The organism is Pseudomonas sp. PDM31 (genome assembly GCF_019218965.1).
GTDB lineage: Bacteria > Pseudomonadota > Gammaproteobacteria > Pseudomonadales > Pseudomonadaceae > Aquipseudomonas.
In genome coordinates this window covers 1-19,252 of the sequence record NZ_JAHUWS010000010.1, presented here as the reverse complement: position 1 = coordinate 19,252, position 19,252 = coordinate 1, and the positions used below count along the sequence as shown (strand labels likewise).

Genomic DNA, 19,252 nt, shown 5'->3' with positions numbered 1-19,252 from the left:
CCGCGAATCCCCCCTGCTCGCTCCTACAGGGATTCGGTGTTTACAGGAAGGTCAGCTTTTCCGGGACATCCACGTCCCATAGCACTCCCGGGTCATCCACTGCCACCTCTACCACCCGCCCCTGCGCAAACAGCGGTTTGGCGCCACGATCTCCCGACAGCGCCATCAATCCTGCGGCAAAGTCGCGCCCGAACCCGACCGGATGCCCGTACTCACCATTCTGTACCGGCACGCTGATACTGTCGTGGCTAATCCCCACCAGCACTTGCTCGACGCTGGACGGCAGAATAAATGGCATATCCCCCAGCACCATCAACCAGCCATCGAGTTGCGCGCACTCAGCGACGCCCGCAGCAATGCTGTCGCCCATGCCGGACGATTCGATCAACACAATTTCGCAGCCATAGGCCTGGGCCATGCGAATGACCTGCGGACGATCAGCAGTAGTTACCAGCACACGCTTGTCGAGAGCGGGTGGCAGATTCCTCAGAACGTGCTCGATGACAGATCGAACTGCACCGTCGCGACCGGGGCAATCGGCCAGTAATTTGTCCTTGTCGGCTCCGGCAACCTGACGAAAGCGACTGCCCTGCCCCGCTGCCAACACAATGACGCCGATGGATTCGGTCATACACGCTCCTGCAACGGTTTCTTCTGTTTCAGTTCGACACCATTTTTGATCGCCACGATTTCCGCCATTAGCGACAGGGCTATTTCCGCCGGGTTATGGCTGCCGATGTGCAAACCGATCGGCCCATGCAAACGATCAATGGCCTGTGGCGACAAGCCCAGTTGAGCCAGATTTTCCCGGCGCTTCTGGCTGTTGACCCGCGAACCCAATGCGCCGACGTAGAACGCCCTGGAGTCGAGCGCCGTGAGCAACGCCATATCATCCAGGCGCGGGTCGTGAGTCAGTGCCACGATGGCCGTGCGCTCATCGGCCTGGATATTCAGCACCGCCTCGTCGGGCATGCCCGAGACAAAACGACCGTGCTGTTCTTCCCAGCCGTAGACAAACTCGGTGCGCGGATCGCAGATCAGCACCTCGAAATCGAGTAATCGCGCCATTTCGGCGACGTATCGGGACAACTGCCCCGCACCGATCAGCAACAGACGCCAGCGCGGACCGTAGATTGCACGCAAGGTCTGGCCGTCAAAGGTCAACAGGTCGGTTTTGCCAGCGGGCTGCAATACCACTTCGCCCGTCGCCAGGTTCAGCTCACGGGCAACAATTTCATGGGCCTCGCAACGGGCCAGCAATTGCTCGACCCAATCGGCCTCGCCGATACGCTCCTCGGTCAGGCGCAAGGTGCCACCGCAAGGCAGACCGAATCGAGCGGCCTCCTCGCGGGTCACGCCGTAGGTGATCAGCTCCACCGGCGGCCCATCCGGGGTAATTCGCCCGTCGTGCAGGCGGGCGATCAGGTCATCCTCGACACAACCGCCGGAGACCGACCCGATCACCACACCGTCTTCACGCAAGGCCAGCATCGCCCCCGGCGCCCGGGGCGCGGTGCCCCAGGTTTCGACCACGCTGTACAGCATCACGCGCTGCCCGGCACGGCGCCATTGCAGCACGCTGCGCAGGACATTCAGGTCGGCGCTGTCCATCAAGCCTGCGCCTTTTGCCAGCCCGACAGCTGATAACGCACCGGCAGATCACGGATGCGTTTGCCGGTGGCGGCAAAAATGGCATTGCACAATGCCGGCGCAATCGGTGGCACTCCCGGTTCGCCGACACCACCCAGCGGCACATCGCCCGGTGGAGTCACCAGATGCACGGCAACTTCTTTTGGCGCCAGGGACATGCGCGCCACTTCGTACATATGGAAGTTGTCTTGCTGGACCTTGCCATCCTTGAAGCTGATTTCCCCCAGCACCGCGTTACCCAGGCCCATGACGCAGGCGCCCTCGAATTGCGCGCGAATGCGCTCGGGATTGATTTGCGGCCCGCAATCGACGGCGATGTCCACCTTGTGCACGATCAAGGTACCGTCGTCCTTGACTTCGACTTCGATCACCGCCGCCACATAGGTGACGAAACTGTAATGCACCGCCAGGCCCAAGCCTCGACCTTTGGGCAGCTCGCGCCCCCAACCGGCGGCTTTGGCCGCGGTTTCCAACACCGTGCGCAGGCGAGCGGTATCGATCGGGTAACGCTCGGGAGACTCGCCGTAGTTCCACTCCTCGCTCAAGGTACGTGGATCAATCTTACGGTCCGGGCCGAGCAGTCTGATCTGGTACTTGAGCGGATCTTCCCCGGCCTTGTGCGCCAGTTCATCGATGAAGCTCTGAATCGCGAAGCCGTGGGGAATGTTCGACACCGAGCGATACCAGCCGACCCGCGTGTGCACCGTCGCTTCAGGGTTTTCCAGGCGAATGTTGGGAATCGCATACGCCATGTTGGTAAAGCCCATGCCCAGCTCGAAGGCGGCCTCGTGGTTCATGCCCGGCGCGAACAGCGCGGTGATGCTCGGCGCCACCGTACGGTGCAACCAGCCGGATGGCAGGCCATCCTTGTTCAGGCTGGCCTTGAGGTATTCGGCCGACACTGTATGGAAGTAGGAACAGTGGATGTCGTCTTCACGGGTCCATTGCACCCGCACCGCCTTGCCGGGGAACTCCTTGGCAAGGATGGCCGCTTCAATGATGAAATCGGGTTTGGACTTGCGCCCGAAACCGCCGCCCAGCAGCGTGACATTGAGCGTTACGTTATCAAATGGGATACCCAGACGTTCGCCAATGCGCGTGCGGCTGACCTGCGGCGCCTGACTGGGACCCCAGGCCTCACAAACCCCGTCCTTGTACCGCGCGATGGCGACCATCGGTTCCATCGGCGATTGCGACAGGTGTGGCAGATAGTAGGACGCCTCCAACGTACTGGCCGCGCTGTTCATGGCCTCGTCGATATTGCCGGTGTTGCGCACCACTTTGCCGGGCTTGAGCGAGGAGGCTTCAAGCTCCTTGCGGTAGGCAATCGAATCGTAACTGGCATTGGGACCGTCATCCCATTCGATCTTCAGTGCCTCGCGACCCTTGATCGCCGCCCAGGTATTGCTCGCGACCACGGCGACACCACCCAGGGGCTGAAACTCCGATGGCAGTGGCCGACTTTCAATCTGCAGCACCTTGACCACACCAGGGACTTTCATCGCCGCACTGGCATCGAAGGTCTTGACCTTGCCGCCATACACCGCAGGCCGGGCAATGGTGGCGAACAACATGCCGTCGAAATGCACATCGGCGCCGTACACCGCGCGGCCGTTGACGATGTCCTCGCCGTCGATGGCTTTGGTGCCTTCCTTGCCGATGTAGCGAAACTCCGAGGCTTGCTTGAGTTTCAAGCTGTCACGGGGCGGTACGGCCAAGGCGCCGGCAGCGGCGGCCAAAACACCGTAATCGAGTTCACGACCGCTCGGTTTGTGAATGACTTTATGCAGTTGCGCATGGCACTCACCGACAGGCACTTTCCACTGATCGGCAGCGGCCTGCTCCAGCATGCTTCGCGCAGCGGCACCGCAGCGGCGCATCGGCTCGTACCAGTGGCGCATGCTGCGCGAGCCGTCAGTGTCCTGGTTGCCGAAGCGTACCTCGTCGCCCGGTGCCTGTTGCACTTTGACCCGGGCCCAATCGGCCTCCAGCTCATCGGCCACCACCATGGTCAGGCTGGTGCGCACGCCCTGACCCATTTCCGAACGGTTGCAGACCACCGTCACCGTGCCATCGGCGGCGATGCTGACGTAGACCTTGGGATCATCGACCCAGCCATGGGGCATACCTTCGGCGCCGAACTTCTTGTCTTTTTCTTCGGCAAACGCATCCTGCCAACCCCAACTTGCGGCGATGACCAGCGCACTGGTAGCGCCCACGCCTTTGAGGAAACCGCGACGACTGAGATTGCTCAGGGCGAAATCATTTGGCAACCGATTCATGCCTTGGCCTCCTTCAGGTGGGTGGAGGCCTGACGGATAGCGGTCTTGATGCGGTTGTAAGTGCCGCAGCGACAGATATTGCCAACCATCGCCTCTTCGATCTGTGCGTCGCTAGGGTTCGGGTTGGTTTTGAGCAGTGCAGTGGCCGACATGATTTGCCCGCCCTGGCAGAAACCGCATTGGGCAACCGCCGTGTCGAGCCAGGCTTGCTGTACGACTTTACCGACCGGATCGGCGTTCAGGTTTTCGATGGTGGTGACGTTCTGCCCCACTACCGAGCCGATCGGCGTGATGCAACTGCGCGCCGGAGCGCCTTCGATATGAATGGTACAGGCGCCACACAGACCAAGACCGCAGCCGAACTTGGTGCCGTTGTAACCGGCCACGTCGCGGATTGCCCAGAGCAGCGGCATGTCTTCGGTGACGTCGAGCGAATGGTCTTGACCGTTGAGTTTCAGGGTAATCATGGGCACGCCCGCATAGTATGAGGTTATGGGGTCGAGCAATCTGCCGCTTTTGCCAAGCGGTTCGGTTATCGCAGATCGACTCAGGCTGATGGGCTCTCTTGTACGGACGAACTCGTCCGGACCGGGCCTTTGGTAGAGCAAATGCTTGATCGTCAGGTCGCCGGATTAACCCGGTATTAACAAAAAAGCCCTGCACAATTGAGTTTGTGCAGGGCTTTTGGATCAGTCTTGAGAGCTTAGCCTCAATACCGATTAGGCTCCATTTCCAATTCGACCTGGAAACGATCTGCAACGTCTTTCTGTATGCGCTGCGCAAGGTCCAGCAACTGCAGACCGGTCGCATCGCCATAGTTGACCAGCACCAGCGCCTGCAACTTGTGTACGCCTGCGTCGGCTTCGCGGAAGCCTTTCCACCCGGCCCGTTCGATCAGCCAGCCAGCGGCCAGTTTCATCTGCCCGTCGGCTTGGGCATAGGCCACCAGGTCGGGGTATTCACCCTTCAGACGTGCGGCCAGTGCGCCGGACACCAGGGGGTTCTTGAAGAAGCTGCCGGCATTGCCAAGCACGGCCGGGTCTGGAAGCTTTTCGCTGCGAATGCTGCAGATCGCCTGGCTGACATCGCTGGCGGTGGGATGCTCGATGCCTTGCTCGGTCAGGCGCTGACGCACCGGGCCGTACTCCAGGTGCAAATGTGCAGCGCGGTCGAGGGTGAAACGCACACGCAGGATCAACCAGCGTCCCGGGTCCTGTTTGAACAGGCTGTCGCGGTAGGCGAAGTTACACTCCTCCAGGCTGAAGTCGCGCAGCTCGCCGCTATGGCGATCCAGAGCAGTAAGGCCGGCGAACACATCCTTGATCTCGACGCCATAGGCACCGATGTTCTGCATCGGTGCCGCGCCAACAGTACCCGGGATCAGGCTTAGATTCTCCAGGCCGGACAACCCCTGTGCCAGGGTGTGCTGGACGAACGGATGCCAAGGCTCGCCCGCCTGCGCTTCAATCACCACCTTGCTGCCGTCATCGCTCAATACGCTAATCCCGCGCGTGGCCATGCGCAACACCAGCGCCTCGATATCGGCGGTCAGCAACAAGTTGCTGCCGCCACCGATGACCAGCACCGGCACCTTGTGTTCCAGCCCGTAGGCCAGGGCTTCGCGCACATCCGCGTCGCTATGGGCCTCGGCAAACCAGCGCGCCTGGACGTCCACGCCAAAGCTGTTGAACGGCTTGAGCGAAACCTGTGACCGAACCTGCAAACTCATAACCGTCCCTTCAATTCGATCACCAACAGATCGCTGGCGCGCTCGATCAAGTCGAGCACCTGCTCAAAACCCTGGTCGCCGTCATAGTACGGGTCCGGGACTTCATCGATTTGCGACTGATAACGGCGCAGGAACAAATCCAGCTCAGCCTTGCCCTTGGGCGGCTGCAAGGCCTTGAGGTTGCGCAGGTTGCTGTTATCCATCGCCAGGATCAGGTCGTACGTGGCGAAATCGGCGCGGCTCACTTGCCGGGCACGCTGGGCAGACAAATCGTAGCCACGCAGCTTTGCCGCCGCCTGGCTGCGCCTGTCCGGTGCCTTGCCGACGTGCCAGTCGCCGGTGCCGGCGGAAGCGACTTCGACCTGCGTGGCCAGCCCCGCTTCGCGCAGCTTATGCCGCAGCACCCCTTCGGCCGTGGGAGAACGGCAGATGTTGCCCAGGCAGACAAACAGAACCCGCATCAGGCCTCCAGCAAGCGACGAACGCGCTCGAGGTCTTCAACGGTATCAACGCCGGTTGGCGGCGCGATCAATGCATCGGCGACGTGAATCCGCACACCGTGCCACAGGGCACGCAGCTGCTCCAGCGATTCGGTGTTTTCCAGCCAGCACGGGCCCCAGCTGACAAAGTCATGCAGGAAACCGGCGCGGTAGGCATAGATGCCGATATGGCGGCGATACGGCACGCCTTCCGGCAGCTGCTCGCGGCTTTTCGCGAAGGCATCCCGCGCCCAGGGCAAGGTAGCGCGACTGAACGTCAGTGCCAGCCCGTTGAGGTCGCTGACGACCTTGACCACGTTGGGATTAAACAGGGTTTCCACGTCTTCGATCGGCTCGGCCAACGTGGCCATGCGCGCCTCGGTGTGGGCAGCCAGGTTGGCGGCCACCTGATCGATCACGCTCGGCGGAATCAGCGGCTCGTCGCCCTGAACGTTGACCACGATGGCATCGGCGGCCAGTCCCAGCTTCGACGCCACTTCAGCCAGGCGATCGGTACCGGAATTGTGATCTTCTCGGGTCAGCACCACTTCGGCGCCGAAACCTTTGCAGGCCTCGACTATTCGCGCATCGTCCGTGGCCACGACCACACGCTCGGCACTGCTTTTGCTCGCCTGCTCCCAGACGTGCTGGATCATCGGCTTGCCGGCAATCAGCAGCAGCGGCTTGCCCGGCAGACGGGTAGAGGCATAACGCGACGGAATGACGACGGTAAAGGCGGTGGTCATTTATCCAGACGCTCATCGGTGGTCAGGGTGCGCGCTTCGGATTCGAGCATCACCGGGATGCCGTCACGAATCGGGTAGGCCAGGCCGGCGCCCTTGCTGATCAGCTCGGTCTTGTCGGCGCTGAGTTTGAGCGGGCCTTTGCAGACCGGGCAAGCGAGGATGTCGAGCAATTTGGTGTCCATGAGCATTCCCTGGATAAAAACGGATTTAAGGCAAAAGACGATTCGGCAACAGGCGCATCAGCTGCGTATCGAACCAGGCCACAAAGGCCGGTGATGGCACAGCATCGACCGCCAGGTACCACCAATCGGCGGCGGCGAAGGCACGGCACTTCACCGCGTCCTTTTCCGTCATCACCAACGGCAATGACGGCGTGAAATTCAAGGCCTGCACACTGTATTCAGCGTGGTCGGCAAATGCGTGGGGTACAGGCTGCCAGTGTAGCGTTTCGAGGGTGTTGAAGAAACGTTGCGGATTGCCGATCCCGGCCACCGCATGCACGGATTGTCCCGCCGGGAAATGGTCAAGTGGGCGGCGTTCGCCACTGTTCAGGTTGACCAGCGCGGTGGGTTGCAGCTGGAAGGCAAAGCCATCGTTGCGGTCAGCGTTGGCTCCGTTGTAGAGCACCGCGTCTACGCTTTGCAGGCGCTCGACCGGCTCGCGCAAGGGCCCGGCCGGCAGGCAGCGGCGGTTGCCCAGGCCACGGGCGGCGTCGATCAAGACCAGTTCCAGGTCGCGGGCCAGGCGGTAATGCTGCATGCCGTCGTCGGACAGAATCAGGTCCAGTGGTTCACTGGCCAGCAGCGCTTTGACGGCGTTGCTGCGATTGGGATCAATCATTAACGGCACACCGGTACGCTGGACAATCAGCAGCGGTTCATCGCCGGCAACGTCGGCGCCCTGCTCGGCCTCGACCCGCCACGGCAACTGCGGCGGTTTGGCGCCGTAGCCCCGACTGACCACCCCCACCCGCAGGCCACTGCGCTGGCAATGCTGGATCATCCACAAGATCAGCGGCGTCTTGCCGGTGCCACCCACGGTGATATTGCCGACCACGATCAACGGCACGGGTGGCTGATAGATCTCACCCTCACCGGCCAGGAAGCGCTTGCGCTTGTTGATGACCACGCGCCGGTACAACCACTCCAGAGGCTGTAACAGCTTCAGGGCCGGATGACCTGCGTACCAGGCGGCGAGCAATCGATCGGACATGGCCATCAGGGCGCGGGCGGCGCCGCCTCGACAGTGGTCATGCGCAAATGGCTGAAACCGAGCTTGCCGGCGGCATCCATGGCGGTGATGACGGACTGATGCTGGGTCTTGCCGTCAGCGCTGATGGACAGCGGCCGGCTGGTATCGCCATTGGCCTCTTTTTGCAGCGCATCCATCAGCGAAGCGAGGTCGCTTTTCGGCAGGATCTGGTTGTTCACCGAGAACACGCCGTCCGCGCTGATGGTGATGTCCACCGGCTTGCTCTGGTCTTCGGCCGGTGAGCCGGTGACCGCTTCCGGAAGATCGACGCGCAGCTGGGTTTCACGGGTAAAGGTGGTGGTCACGACAAAAAACAGCAGCAGGATAAACACCACGTCGATCAGCGACGCGAGATTGATGTCCACCGTTTCCCGAGGTTTGCGGCGGAATTTCACGCTTTGCTCCCGGCCAGGTCCACATCACGGTCGCCCTGCACGACTTCGACCAGCTTGATCGCTTCCTGCTCCATCCCGACCACCAGCTCGTCGATCCGGCGTTGCAGGAAACGGTGGAAGAACACCGCTGGAATACCCACCATCAGGCCGGCGGCCGTGGTGATCAGCGCCTTGGAGATACCACCGGCCAGCACCGAGGCGTTGGTGGTCATGCCGGAACCTGTGAATGCGCTGAAAATGTCGATCATGCCCAGCACCGTGCCCAGCAGGCCCAGCAATGGCGCCATTGCGGCGATAGTGCCCAAGGCGTTGATATAGCGTTCCAGATCATGGATGACCCGGGCGGCGGCCTCTTCGATGCACTCTTTCATGATCTCGCGACCATGCCTGGAGTTGGCCAGGCCGGCGGCCAGAATTTCGCCCAGGGGCGAGTTGGCGCGCAGTTCCTTGAGTTTGTCCTTATTGAGTTGCTTGTCCTTGATCCAGACCCAGACCTGCCCGAGCAAATGCTCCGGGGTCACGCGACTGGCCCGCAGCGTCCATAGACGCTCGGCGACGATTGCCATGGCCGCGATGGAGCTCAAAATAATCGGCAGCATCATCCAGCCGCCGGATTTGACCAATTCCCACACAGTGACAGTCCCCTCGAAAAAGTTCGCCACTCTAACATAGGGGGTCGGCGCACCGAAGACCGGCATGTCGCATACGGTCGGGCATCAATTTTACCGGGTCATGGACTTGAAGGCGGCGGATTGCGCCAGAAGCGCCGTTCCTGGCGCATTGTCCACGGCGCTTCGAAACGCCCCAGTTGCAGATGAATGGCACCCTGCTCGGCGCTGTCATAGATCTGCACACCACGCCTGCGATAGCGCTCCAGCACCGTAGGGTGCGGGTGGCCGAATGAATTGCCCTGCCCCCGGGAAATCAGGACTGCCTTGGGTTGCAGTCGCCCGAGCAGGGCCATCGACGACGAACTGCGACTACCGTGATGCGGGGCCTGTAACCAGTCGGTGGGGACGCCAAGGGGGCTGTCGAGCAAAGCCCGCTCAGCCGCGGCGTCGATGTCCCCGCCCAGCAACATTCCCTCGCCACCGGCTTCAATGTGCAGCACGCAGGAGTGTTGATTACTGTCGCCGGCCGACGCCCATTGCCAGAGCTGGAAGTTCACCCCGTCCCACGCCCATTGTCGACCGCTGTCACAACCCTCGGCATTCAATCCAGCCGGCAGTCCCTCAGGCTCGCCAGCCATTACCCGCTTGACCCGCAGCCCCCGGGCCACCGCCGGCGCACCGCCAGCATGATCAGCGTGGGCGTGACTGATCAGCATCAGGTCCAACTCGTCCACCCCCAGCTTGCGCAAGGTCGGTAGTACGACTCGCTCGCCCAGATCTGAATCCCCCATACGCGGGCCGGCGTCATATAAAAGCGCGTGGTTGCGGGTTCGCACCAGGATAGCCAGCCCTTGTCCGACATCCAGTTGCCATATTTCAGCGATGCCTGGCGGCAACAGTGGTCGGGGCGGAAAAACCAACAGCAGCAACATCGGCCAGCCCAGCCAGCGCAGCGGCACGCCTTTGGGCATCAGCAGCAGAACGGCGCCCAGCGCACCAATCACCCATGCCCACAGCGGGACTGCGGGCGGGACCCATGCAGGAAGGTGTCCGGCCATCAGACCCAGACCGGTGAACAGCCAGTCGATCAGCCCACCGGCCAGCCACAGCAAGCTCTCCCCTAGCACCGGAATGGGCAACAACAGCGTGCCCAGCAGCGCCGGTGGCAGCACCACCATACTGATCCAGGGCACCGCCAGCAAATTGACCAGCGGCCCACTGAGGCTGATCGGCAGTCCGAGAATCAACAGCAGCGGGCACAGACCGATCGCGATCAACCACTGGGCGCGAGTCCAGGACTGCCACCACCGCCAAGGGCCCAGCCGCCCGCCAAAAATGAAAATCAACACCGCCACTGCAGCGAACGATAACCAGAAACCCGGCTGCAGGCTGGCCAGCGGATCCATCAGCAAGACGCCGTTGAGTGCCAGCAACAGTGGCCACCAGGCGCCGACATGGCGAAAACGCAGGCGCCAAAGCAGCACCAGGCCGATCATCACGCAGGCGCGCCGCACAGGCACGTCAAAGCCAGCCAACAGCCCGTAACCCAGTGCGGCGGCGAATGCCAGTGCACATGCCCAGGGCAACCAGGGCAAACGACCCGGCCACAGCCCATAACGCGCCAGCCCGGCGATCAGCAGGTACACCAACCCGGCCAGCAAACCGATGTGTTGTCCGGAAATCACCAGCAGATGGACAGTGCCGGTGTCTTGCAGCACTTGCCAGTCTTCGCGGCTCAGGCCGGCGCCATCCCCCAGTACCAGCGCAATCAATGCACCGGTACGCCCCTGGGCATCCACAGCCTGCAGGCGCTGGCGGATACCGTCGCGCCAGGCCCATCGGGCTTCGCTCAGTCGATTGCCATCCTTGACCGATCCAGTGGCACCGATACGTTGCGCCAGCAGCCAGGCGTCGTAATCGAAGGCATGGGGATTGAGCAGCCCGGCGGGACGTTTCAATTTGACCGCCAGCCGCCAGCGCTCGCCGGCCATGACCGGCGGCCCGCCATACCAGGCCAGGCGCATGCGTCGCGGTAATGCCGCACGCCGCGACTGGCTGTCGCTCAGTTCGAATCGCACCACTGCGCCGGCATTCTGCGGCAACCCGGTAACCCGCCCTTCAAGCCAGAGTGTTTCACCGTCCAGCCGCGCCATCAGGCGATCATCCAGCGCCCATTGGGCATTGCCGCACGCCCAACTCAAGCCGAACAGGAAAAACGCCACCGGATAGGTCCTGAACGGCAATAGCATCAAAGCCATCACCGGTAGCAACAGCAACAACCAGACCGGCGGTAATACCGGCAAAAAACGCAAGGTCAGCAGACCCAACGCCAGCGCCATCACCCCTGTGCGCATAAGCTCGTCCTTGAGAGTCCCCTCCAAGGCTTAGCCGGTTCGTCGCACGTCTGCCGTTAACAATTGTCACAAAGTCTGAATAGTCAGGTCATGGAATCCAGACATACTTGCCGCCTTCACCGATCGAGAAGCCTTATGCCCCGGCGCTTATTCAAACGTTACATGCCAGATCCGGCCAGCATCAGGGAACACAAATCCTTACGCTTTCTTGGCTCCCTGCTGCATGACCCGAACCTCTGGCACCTCAACCGCCACTCGGTAGCCCGCGCCATGGCGGTGGGCCTGTTCGCGGCGTTCCTGCCGATCCCGATGCAAATGCTGCTGGCCGCCTTTCTCTCGATCATGGTGCGCGGCAACATTCCGATTGCCGTCAGCCTGGTCTGGCTGACCAATCCGATCACGATGCCGGCGGTGTTCTATTGCACCTACCAGACCGGCGCCTGGCTGATGGACGTCCCCGCCCGGAGCTTGCCGGATGAGTTGAGCTGGGAATGGGTCAGGGGCGAACTCTCGACCTTGTGGCAGCCGTTTCTACTGGGGTCAGTAGTGACCGGCGTGGTCCTTGGGGCGTTGGCGTATTTTCTGGTGATGATGTATTGGCGATGGTGGGTGGCGCGGCAATGGCGGCGGCGTAAGCTGCGTCGGATGTGAGGGGGCGCCTCCCGCAAAAGCAAAGCGATGCTAGCTGTAGCTCGGCCTGTTTGGATGGGTGTACACCCGACAGCTTTTCTGTGGGAGCGAGCCTGCTCGCGATGGCGGTGGGTCAGGCCACATTGATGCTGGACGTGCCGGCCTAATCGCTGGCAAGCCAGCTCCTACAGTTTTTGCGTAAGCATTCGAACCCAGTTAGAAAAGCTTTTGCTTTTGCTTTTGCTTTTGCTTTTGCTTTTGCTTTTGCTTTTGCTTTGGCTTGGCATTTGATTTTGATCTGCCTGCCCCGTTTCCAGAGGCCGAACGCAGGCGTTGCGCAGGGGGCACCGCGGCATGGATGCCGCGGTAGCCGCCCTCGGCCATGGATGGCCGATGGCGGCGGGCCCCCGGAGCAATGCCGGAGTGAGGGAATGCCGAGCCTAGGCGAGGCACCGAATGGTGGGGCAAGACCTTTTGGTTACTTTTGGGGCGTTTGCCAAAAGTGACCCGCTGTAAGAGCGGAACCATAAGCGGCCGTTACCGCAGCAACGGATATGTACTCGGTCAAAAACAACCGAAACTCAAGTCCGCATCCCCCGCCCACTCACCAACAACCGCGCACACCCCACATACAACACCACAGTCGCCACCAGCATAAAGGTGATAGCAATACTGATCCGAATATCCGAAACCCCAAGAATCCCATACCGAAACGCATTGACCATATGCAAGACCGGATTGGCCATAGACACCGTCTGCCAGAACGGCGGCAGCAACGAGATCGAATAAAACACCCCGCCAAGGTAAGTCAAAGGCGTCAGCACAAAGGTCGGAATAATCGAAATATCATCAAAGTTACGCGCAAACACCGCGTTGATGAACCCCAGCAGCGAAAAGATCGTCGCGGTCAGCACCACCACCAGAATGGTCACGCCCAGGTGATGCACCTGCAGATCGGTAAAGAACAGCGACAGCAGCGTCACGATGATCCCTACCATCAACCCGCGCAACACGCCGCCCAGGGTGTAGCCGATCAGAATCGTGTGCGGTGACAAAGGCGACACCATCAATTCTTCGATGGAGCGCTGAAACTTGCTGCCGAAGAAACTCGATACCACGTTGCCATAGGAGTTAGTGATCACTGACATCATGATCAGCCCCGGCACGATGTACTCCATGTAGGTAAAGCCACCCATGTCGCCGATCTGCCGACCGATCAGATTACCGAAGATCACGAAGTACAAAACCATGGTGATCGCCGGCGGCAGCAGGGTCTGCGGCCAGATCCGGGTAAAACGCCGGACCTCACGGTAGACGATGGTATTGAGGGCGACGAGATTGGGGCGCAGCTCGGAACTCATACCGCCACCTTAGACAGATTTTTCTCCACCAGGGACACGAACAACTCCTCGAGGCGATTGGTTTTGTTACGCAGGCTCAGAACTTCGATGTTCTGCTGCGCGAGCTGAGTGAACAGCGCAGTGATACCCATGGACTTGTCCACCTGGACTTCCAGGGTATGGCTATCAAGCAGCCTTGACGGGTAACCGAGCAGTTGCGGCGCGGCAGCCAGATTGCCTTTGAGGTCCAGCAGGAAGGTTTCGACATGCAGTTGGCTGAGCAACTGACGCATGCTGGTGTTCTCGACAATGGTGCCGTGGTCGATGATGCCGATGTTGCGGCACAACTGTTCAGCCTCTTCCAGGTAGTGAGTGGTAAGGATGATGGTGATGCCTTTCTGGTTCAGCTCGGTGAGGAAGCTCCACATCGAGCGACGCAGTTCGATGTCCACCCCGGCAGTCGGTTCGTCGAGGATCAGCAGGCGCGGTTCATGAACCAGCGCACGCGCGATCATCAGTCGCCGCTTCATACCGCCGGACAGCGAACGCGACGGCACATCGCGCTTGTCCCACAGACCGAGCTGGGTCAGGTACTGCTCGGCCCGCTGCTTGGCGATTTTTGCCGGGATGCCGTAGTAACCCGCCTGGGTCACGACGATGTCGAAGGTCTTTTCAAACTGGTTGAAGTTGAATTCCTGGGGCACTACGCCGATCGAGCGCTTGAGCGCCGCAGGATTCTTGTCCAGGTCATGGCCAAAGATATTCACTGTTCCGCTGGTCTTGTTCACCAGGGTCGAGAGAATGCCGATGGTCGTGGATTTGCCGGCGCCGTTCGGGCCGAGCAAGGCGAAAAAGTCACCTTCGGCCACTTCCAGATCGATACCACTCAGGGCCTGGAAACCGTTGCCGTAGGTTTTGGTTAGCTGCCGGATGGACAGAGCGGAACTCATATCGGATTTACGCACCAAGAAGGAGGGAATGGGCCAGATAAGGGCGGGCGGCGAGCATTGCAACCACGTCGCATGCACACAATGGTGCTTGTCGCCGCCACACAAGTACAGTCAAGTGTGTCGATAGTGATTATTAAGTCAACGCGGTCATAACCGCCTTCTGATAGGCCGGACGCTGCTTGAGCCGTTCGTACCAGGCCTCCAGATGAGGCTGTGGTGCACGCTCGATCGGCATCTCGAACCAGGCATAAATAAAACTGCCGAGGGGAATGTCACCCATGCCAATCTCGTCACCAGACAGCCAGGGTTTGACCGCCAGCGCCTGGTCGGCCATAGCCAGCAGCATGTCGCACTCATTGATCGCCGCCTTGATCGCCGGCCAGTCCTGCTGCTCGGCCGGGGTGCGCAACACGCCCCAGAACACCGTGCGGAACGGGCCGGCAATGCTGAAGGAGGTCCAGTCCATCCACTTGTCGGCATTGGCCCGGCCTTGCGGGTCCGCCGGATACCAGGACGTGCCGTGGGCGTGGCGAGCCATCAGGTAGCGCACGATGGCATTGGATTCCCACATGACAAAGCCGTCATCTTCAATCATCGGCACCCGGCCGTTGGGGTTCATCGCGCGGTACTCGGGCGTATCGACGACACCAAAGGCACCACCCGCATCGATGGCTTCATAGGCAAGCCCCAGTTCCTCGGCGGCCCACAACGGCTTTTTGACATTCGATGAGTTTTTCCGACCCCAGATCTTCAGCATGACCGCCTCTTTTTCGATAAGTGGGCAGGCAGCATACGCCGGATCAGGCGCGACTCAAATCGCTCTGCATGTCCCCCAGCAGTGGTTGCTGGTGCTCACCGAACAGATGCGGGTAGCACTTTTTCAAGTGCTCGAAAAAGAACGCTTGCGGCACGTCGGTGAACTGGCCGTGATCGGCAACGTACTCCATCAGCTTCGCGCCATCGCGATTGAAGGGATGGAAGACACTGTCATTGACCCCATCGAATTCCAGCGGCGCCACATTGAACAGGTCACAGAGCTTCTGGTTGAACGCCGGAGTCGCCTTGACCCAGCGATCCTGCAAGTAAAACTCGGTATATCCATGCATCGCGAACACGTCGCTCTTGAGCAATTCGAGCAGGCGTGGCGTCGACAAATGATTGCGCACATCCGCCAGGCCGATCCGCGCGGGAATGCCGCAATGCCGGGCGCAACCTGCCAGCAGCGTGGCCTTGGGCACGCAGTAACTTTCCCCCGCCGCCAGCGCATGACTACCGCACAAGGTCTGTGGATCAAGGCTGAAGGTATAAGGGTTGTAGCGCACCGCCTCGCGCACGGCGTAGTAGAGATTGATCGCCTGCCCAAGCGGATCGCGACTGACGCCACGGTGTTTTTCGGCGAACTCCACCACACATGGGTGGTCACTATCGATGAAGCGGCCGGGACTCAGATACTCGTGCATGAGAACAATCTCCTGGGGAAGCCCCGAGTCTAGCGAGAGGTTCAGCACAGAGATAACGACATTTCGGCCAAACATGGGCGCTTTGCCGCTCGCTCAACCAACGCTTTTCCCACGCCTGCTGCCATGCGGGCCTACGAAAACCATCCAGGGTTTCCTACGATTTCAATCACATCGCTCTGACCACCCCGTTCTGTGGATGCCGTCTAAGCTCTGAGGGCTGGTCTGCCCTGGTTTCACGGAGGATTAAATATGCTGCTGTTGTGGATTCTGGTACTGCTAGTCGGGGTTGCTTATCTGGCTCACCGCCGAATTGACCCGCTGCCTGCCCTGGGCATCGTTGCCATTTACGTCGTGGCGATGGGTGCGTTCAGCCGCGCACCGGGCTGGCTGCTGCTGGTTTTCTGGGTGCTGATCGCCGCCGTTGCCGCGCCATTGCTGCTGCCGGACCTGCGGCGCAAATTCTTCAGCGCACCGCTGTTCAACTGGTTCCAGAAAACCCTGCCGCCGATGTCGCAAACCGAACGCGATGCCATCGACGCCGGCACGGTATGGTGGGATGGCGAACTGTTCAGCGGTCGCCCGGACTGGAACAAGTTGCTTGCCTACCCGAAAGTGCAATTGAGCGAAGAGGAACAGGCGTTCATCGATGGACCGACCGAGCAACTCTGCGCCATGGTCAGCGAATGGCAGATCGGTCAGACCATGGACCTGCCTGCCGAAGCCTGGGCGTTCATCAAGGAAAACGGATTCTTTGCCCTGATCATTCCCAAGGAGTTTGGCGGCAAGGGTTTCTCGGCCTATGCCCACTCGCAGGTGGCAATGAAACTGGCGAGCCACAGCGGCGACCTGGCGTCTACGGTGATGGTCCCCAACTCCCTCGGACCGGCCGAATTGTTGCTGCACTACGGCACCGACGAACAACGCAATCATTACCTGCCACGGCTGGCACGCGGTGATGAAATCCCCTGCTTTGCCCTCACAGGCCCACTGGCCGGCTCCGATGCCGGTGGCATGCCGGATTCCGGGGTGATCTGCAAAGGACAATGGGAAGGTAACGAAGTCCTCGGCCTGCGCCTGAACTGGGAAAAGCGCTACATCACCCTCGGCCCGGTGGCCACCCTCCTCGGCCTGGCGTTCAAAGCCTACGACCCCGATCACCTGTTGGGCGACCAGGAAGACCTGGGCATCAGCCTTGCGCTGATTCCGACCGACACCGCCGGCGTTGAAATCGGCCGCCGGCACCTGCCTTTGGGCGCAGCGTTCATGAACGGCCCGAACGCCGGCAAGGATGTGTTCGTACCGCTGGAGTTCCTCATCGGCGGCCAGGAAATGCTCGGCAAAGGCTGGATGATGCTGATGAATTGCCTGTCGGTCGGGCGTTCCATTTCCCTGCCGGCGGTGGGCACCGGCATGGCCAAGTTCACCAGTCTGGTGACCGGCCAATACGCGCAGATTCGCGAACAGTTCAACGTGCCAATTGCCGCCTTCGAAGGCATTCAGGAAGCCATGGCGCGTATCGGCGGCAACGCCTGGATGATGGACGCCGCACGGATGCTCACCGCCAACGCGGTGGATCTGGGCGAGAAACCGTCGGTGTTGTCGGCGATTCTCAAGTACCACCTCACCGAGCGCGGCCGCGACTGCATCAGCGACGCCATGGACGTGCACGGCGGCAAGGCGATCATCATGGGGCCGAACAATTACCTCGGTCGCAAATGGCACGGCGCGCCGATCTTCATCACCGTGGAAGGCGCCAACATTCTCTCGCGCAACCTGATGATCTTCGGCCAGGGCGCGATTCGCTGCCACCCCTTCGTGCTCAAGGAAATGGCGCTGGCCAGCCGTGAGGACAAGGATCAGGCACTGACCGAGTTCGATGGTCTTCTGCTCAAGCACATCGGTTTCGCCGTGAGCAACGCGGCCAGCACCCTGGTGCTGAACCTGGGCTTCGGCCATCTGGAATCAGCTCCGGGCGACAAACTCAGCCAGGGTTATTTCCGCGCCCTCAACCGTCAGGCCGCCGCCTTTGCCCTGCTCGCCGACCTCAGCATGATGCTGCTGGGCGGTGAACTGAAACGCCGCGAACGCCTGTCGGCGCGGCTCGGTGATGTGTTGAGCAACATGTACCTGGCCTCCGCCGCGCTCAAGCGTTACCACGACCTCGACTCACCGCAGTACATGACGCCACTGTTCACCTGGGCCATGGAAGAAAGCCTGGGGCAGGCCGAGCGAGCCATGGATGAACTGCTGAGCAACTTCCCGAACAAGGTACTGGGCTGTCTGCTGCGAGTGATCGTGTTTCCATTCGGCCGCCGCCACAAAGGGCCGTCGGACAAACTCGGTGCCGAAGTCGCTGCGCTCATTGGCCGCGCCAAGGGTGATCCGGCACTGGAAGAAATGCTGCTCGGTTGCTATCGCCCACAATCGGCCGATGATCCGGTCGGCGCCCTGCAACATGCCTGTGATCTGTTGAACGCGGCACAACCGCTGCAGAAAAAACTGCATGTAGCGCTCAAGAGCGGTCAGGTCAAACCGGTTGCGGGTGAACATGTGATCGATGCCGCGCTTGAGGCCGGCGTATTGCAGCCGGTGGAAGCGCAAACCTTGCGTGAAGCAGAAGCGGCCCGACGCAAAGTGATCGATGTCGATGACTTCGACAAACAGGACATCGCGCTGGCGGCGGGACAAGTCCGCTGATCCAGCACAACCTGTGCAATGTGTAAAAAAGGGCGCAGGAGCTTTATACTCCCGCGCCCGTTTTGCTCTTGAGGACTTATCTCGTGTCCAACATCGTTGCCGATCATCTCGTTTTACTCGACCACTTGCGCAGCATCCTGGTCGCCGTAGGTGAGGCCGAGCAGGTTCCCGACGAAAGTCATGCCTTGTTCCTCGAGCGCTTCGACGAACTGCTTGCACTACTGCCAGTCGATCCGATCGAAAGCCAGTATCTGGGCCAGGACATCCTGTGCCAGGTCATCACCCGCTACCCGCAAATCGCTCACCTGGTCCCGCGCGACCTGCTGTGGTACTTCGCCGGCGACTGCCTGCACTACATGCCCGATGATGAAATCGACCTGTATCAGGCACTGGAAGAACGTCGCTTCGAAGCCCAACAGAACGACGAACCTTTCGACTGGAACCAGGAAAAACAGCTGCTGGCTATGTCGAATCAGGACAGCAAGCACTGATCTACGACCCGCAATGCAAAAAGGCCCGCATGGATGAACATGCGGGCCTTTTTTTGGGTTCTGTCCCGTCCTGAATAAGGTTTACACCTTCTGACCTATTTTCAGGAGGGAGCAATGGATTCGGGGAAAAGGCGCAGTCAGCGCGATTACACGCTGGCTTTTAAATTGTCGGTGGTCGATCAGGTCG

The 19,252-nt window shown here is 60.7% G+C and carries 19 protein-coding genes; 3 read left to right on the top strand and 16 right to left on the bottom strand.

All coding sequences use genetic code 11. The annotated features are described in order from the left end of the window. Positions 1-40: 40 nt before the first annotated feature. The 12 genes from KW839_RS19610 to KW839_RS19555 form a co-directional block, all read right to left on the bottom strand. A complete protein-coding gene (locus tag KW839_RS19610; RefSeq protein WP_060540813.1) occupies positions 41-631 on the bottom strand; it encodes an NTP transferase domain-containing protein in 591 nt (196 codons plus the stop codon). Next, positions 628-1,611, bottom strand: coding sequence for an XdhC family protein (locus KW839_RS19605; RefSeq protein WP_218425237.1), 984 nt, complete (start codon positions 1,609-1,611; stop codon positions 628-630). The genes KW839_RS19610 and KW839_RS19605 overlap by 4 nt, the downstream gene beginning before the upstream one ends. Then, positions 1,611-3,932, bottom strand: coding sequence for a xanthine dehydrogenase family protein molybdopterin-binding subunit (locus KW839_RS19600; RefSeq protein ID WP_218425236.1), 2,322 nt, complete (start codon positions 3,930-3,932; stop codon positions 1,611-1,613). The genes KW839_RS19605 and KW839_RS19600 overlap by 1 nt, the downstream gene beginning before the upstream one ends. Then, positions 3,929-4,399 (bottom strand): (2Fe-2S)-binding protein, encoded by a 471-nt coding sequence (locus tag KW839_RS19595; protein WP_218425235.1) that lies wholly within the window; start codon positions 4,397-4,399, stop codon positions 3,929-3,931. The genes KW839_RS19600 and KW839_RS19595 overlap by 4 nt, the downstream gene beginning before the upstream one ends. 242 nt (positions 4,400-4,641) lie before the next feature. Continuing rightward, entirely contained in the window at positions 4,642-5,661 is a 1,020-nt protein-coding gene (murB, locus tag KW839_RS19590) for a UDP-N-acetylmuramate dehydrogenase (protein WP_218425234.1), read from the bottom strand. Then, positions 5,658-6,122 (bottom strand): low molecular weight protein-tyrosine-phosphatase, encoded by a 465-nt coding sequence (locus KW839_RS19585; RefSeq protein ID WP_218425233.1) that lies wholly within the window; start codon positions 6,120-6,122, stop codon positions 5,658-5,660. The genes murB and KW839_RS19585 overlap by 4 nt, the downstream gene beginning before the upstream one ends. Then, positions 6,122-6,886 carry a 3-deoxy-manno-octulosonate cytidylyltransferase gene (gene kdsB, locus KW839_RS19580; protein WP_060540807.1) on the bottom strand — a complete coding sequence of 255 codons (765 nt, stop codon included), beginning with the start codon at positions 6,884-6,886 and terminating at the stop codon, positions 6,122-6,124. The genes KW839_RS19585 and kdsB overlap by 1 nt, the downstream gene beginning before the upstream one ends. Continuing rightward, the gene (locus KW839_RS19575; RefSeq protein WP_003179363.1) at positions 6,883-7,068 is read right to left on the bottom strand and encodes a Trm112 family protein; all 186 of its coding nucleotides are present in this window, start codon (positions 7,066-7,068) and stop codon (positions 6,883-6,885) included. Before KW839_RS19575 ends, kdsB begins: the two co-directional genes overlap by 4 nt. Positions 7,069-7,093: 25 nt before the next feature. Next, entirely contained in the window at positions 7,094-8,104 is a 1,011-nt protein-coding gene (lpxK, locus tag KW839_RS19570; protein ID WP_218425232.1) for a tetraacyldisaccharide 4'-kinase, read from the bottom strand. After that, the gene (locus KW839_RS19565) at positions 8,104-8,532 is read right to left on the bottom strand and encodes a biopolymer transporter ExbD (protein ID WP_060540805.1); all 429 of its coding nucleotides are present in this window, start codon (positions 8,530-8,532) and stop codon (positions 8,104-8,106) included. The genes lpxK and KW839_RS19565 overlap by 1 nt, the downstream gene beginning before the upstream one ends. Beyond that, positions 8,529-9,164, bottom strand: coding sequence for a MotA/TolQ/ExbB proton channel family protein (locus tag KW839_RS19560; RefSeq protein ID WP_218425231.1), 636 nt, complete (start codon positions 9,162-9,164; stop codon positions 8,529-8,531). The genes KW839_RS19565 and KW839_RS19560 overlap by 4 nt, the downstream gene beginning before the upstream one ends. A gap of 98 nt (positions 9,165-9,262) precedes the next feature. Then, positions 9,263-11,497: a DNA internalization-related competence protein ComEC/Rec2 gene (locus KW839_RS19555; protein ID WP_218425230.1), complete on the bottom strand. Its 2,235-nt coding sequence runs from the start codon at positions 11,495-11,497 to the stop codon at positions 9,263-9,265. A 135-nt stretch (positions 11,498-11,632) separates the two neighbouring features. Here KW839_RS19555 and KW839_RS19550 point away from each other — a divergent pair, with 135 nt between their 5' ends. Beyond that, complete coding sequence (locus KW839_RS19550; protein WP_218425229.1) at positions 11,633-12,148, top strand: DUF2062 domain-containing protein; 516 nt, start codon at positions 11,633-11,635, stop codon at positions 12,146-12,148. Positions 12,149-12,708: 560 nt separating this feature from the next. Here the strand turns inward: KW839_RS19550 and KW839_RS19545 are convergent. The 4 genes from KW839_RS19545 to KW839_RS19530 all read right to left on the bottom strand — a co-directional run bounded on the left by KW839_RS19545 (position 12,709) and on the right by KW839_RS19530 (position 15,877). Continuing rightward, the gene (locus KW839_RS19545; protein WP_060540802.1) at positions 12,709-13,488 is read right to left on the bottom strand and encodes an ABC transporter permease; all 780 of its coding nucleotides are present in this window, start codon (positions 13,486-13,488) and stop codon (positions 12,709-12,711) included. Next, positions 13,485-14,417, bottom strand: coding sequence for an ABC transporter ATP-binding protein (locus KW839_RS19540; protein ID WP_060540801.1), 933 nt, complete (start codon positions 14,415-14,417; stop codon positions 13,485-13,487). Before KW839_RS19540 ends, KW839_RS19545 begins: the two co-directional genes overlap by 4 nt. Before the next feature lie 133 nt (positions 14,418-14,550). Continuing rightward, a complete protein-coding gene (locus tag KW839_RS19535) occupies positions 14,551-15,174 on the bottom strand; it encodes a glutathione S-transferase family protein (RefSeq protein ID WP_218425228.1) in 624 nt (207 codons plus the stop codon). A gap of 43 nt (positions 15,175-15,217) precedes the next feature. After that, positions 15,218-15,877: a transglutaminase family protein gene (locus tag KW839_RS19530; protein WP_060540799.1), complete on the bottom strand. Its 660-nt coding sequence runs from the start codon at positions 15,875-15,877 to the stop codon at positions 15,218-15,220. Positions 15,878-16,126: 249 nt separating this feature from the next. On the opposite strand from KW839_RS19530, the gene KW839_RS19525 reads away from it, so the two are divergent. Together KW839_RS19525 and KW839_RS19520 are read left to right on the top strand one after the other, a co-directional pair. Continuing rightward, positions 16,127-18,574, top strand: coding sequence for an acyl-CoA dehydrogenase (locus tag KW839_RS19525; protein WP_060540798.1), 2,448 nt, complete (start codon positions 16,127-16,129; stop codon positions 18,572-18,574). Between the two features lie 83 nt (positions 18,575-18,657). Beyond that, positions 18,658-19,065 (top strand): PA2817 family protein, encoded by a 408-nt coding sequence (locus KW839_RS19520; RefSeq protein WP_060540797.1) that lies wholly within the window; start codon positions 18,658-18,660, stop codon positions 19,063-19,065. The last annotated feature ends 187 nt before the right edge of the window (positions 19,066-19,252 follow it).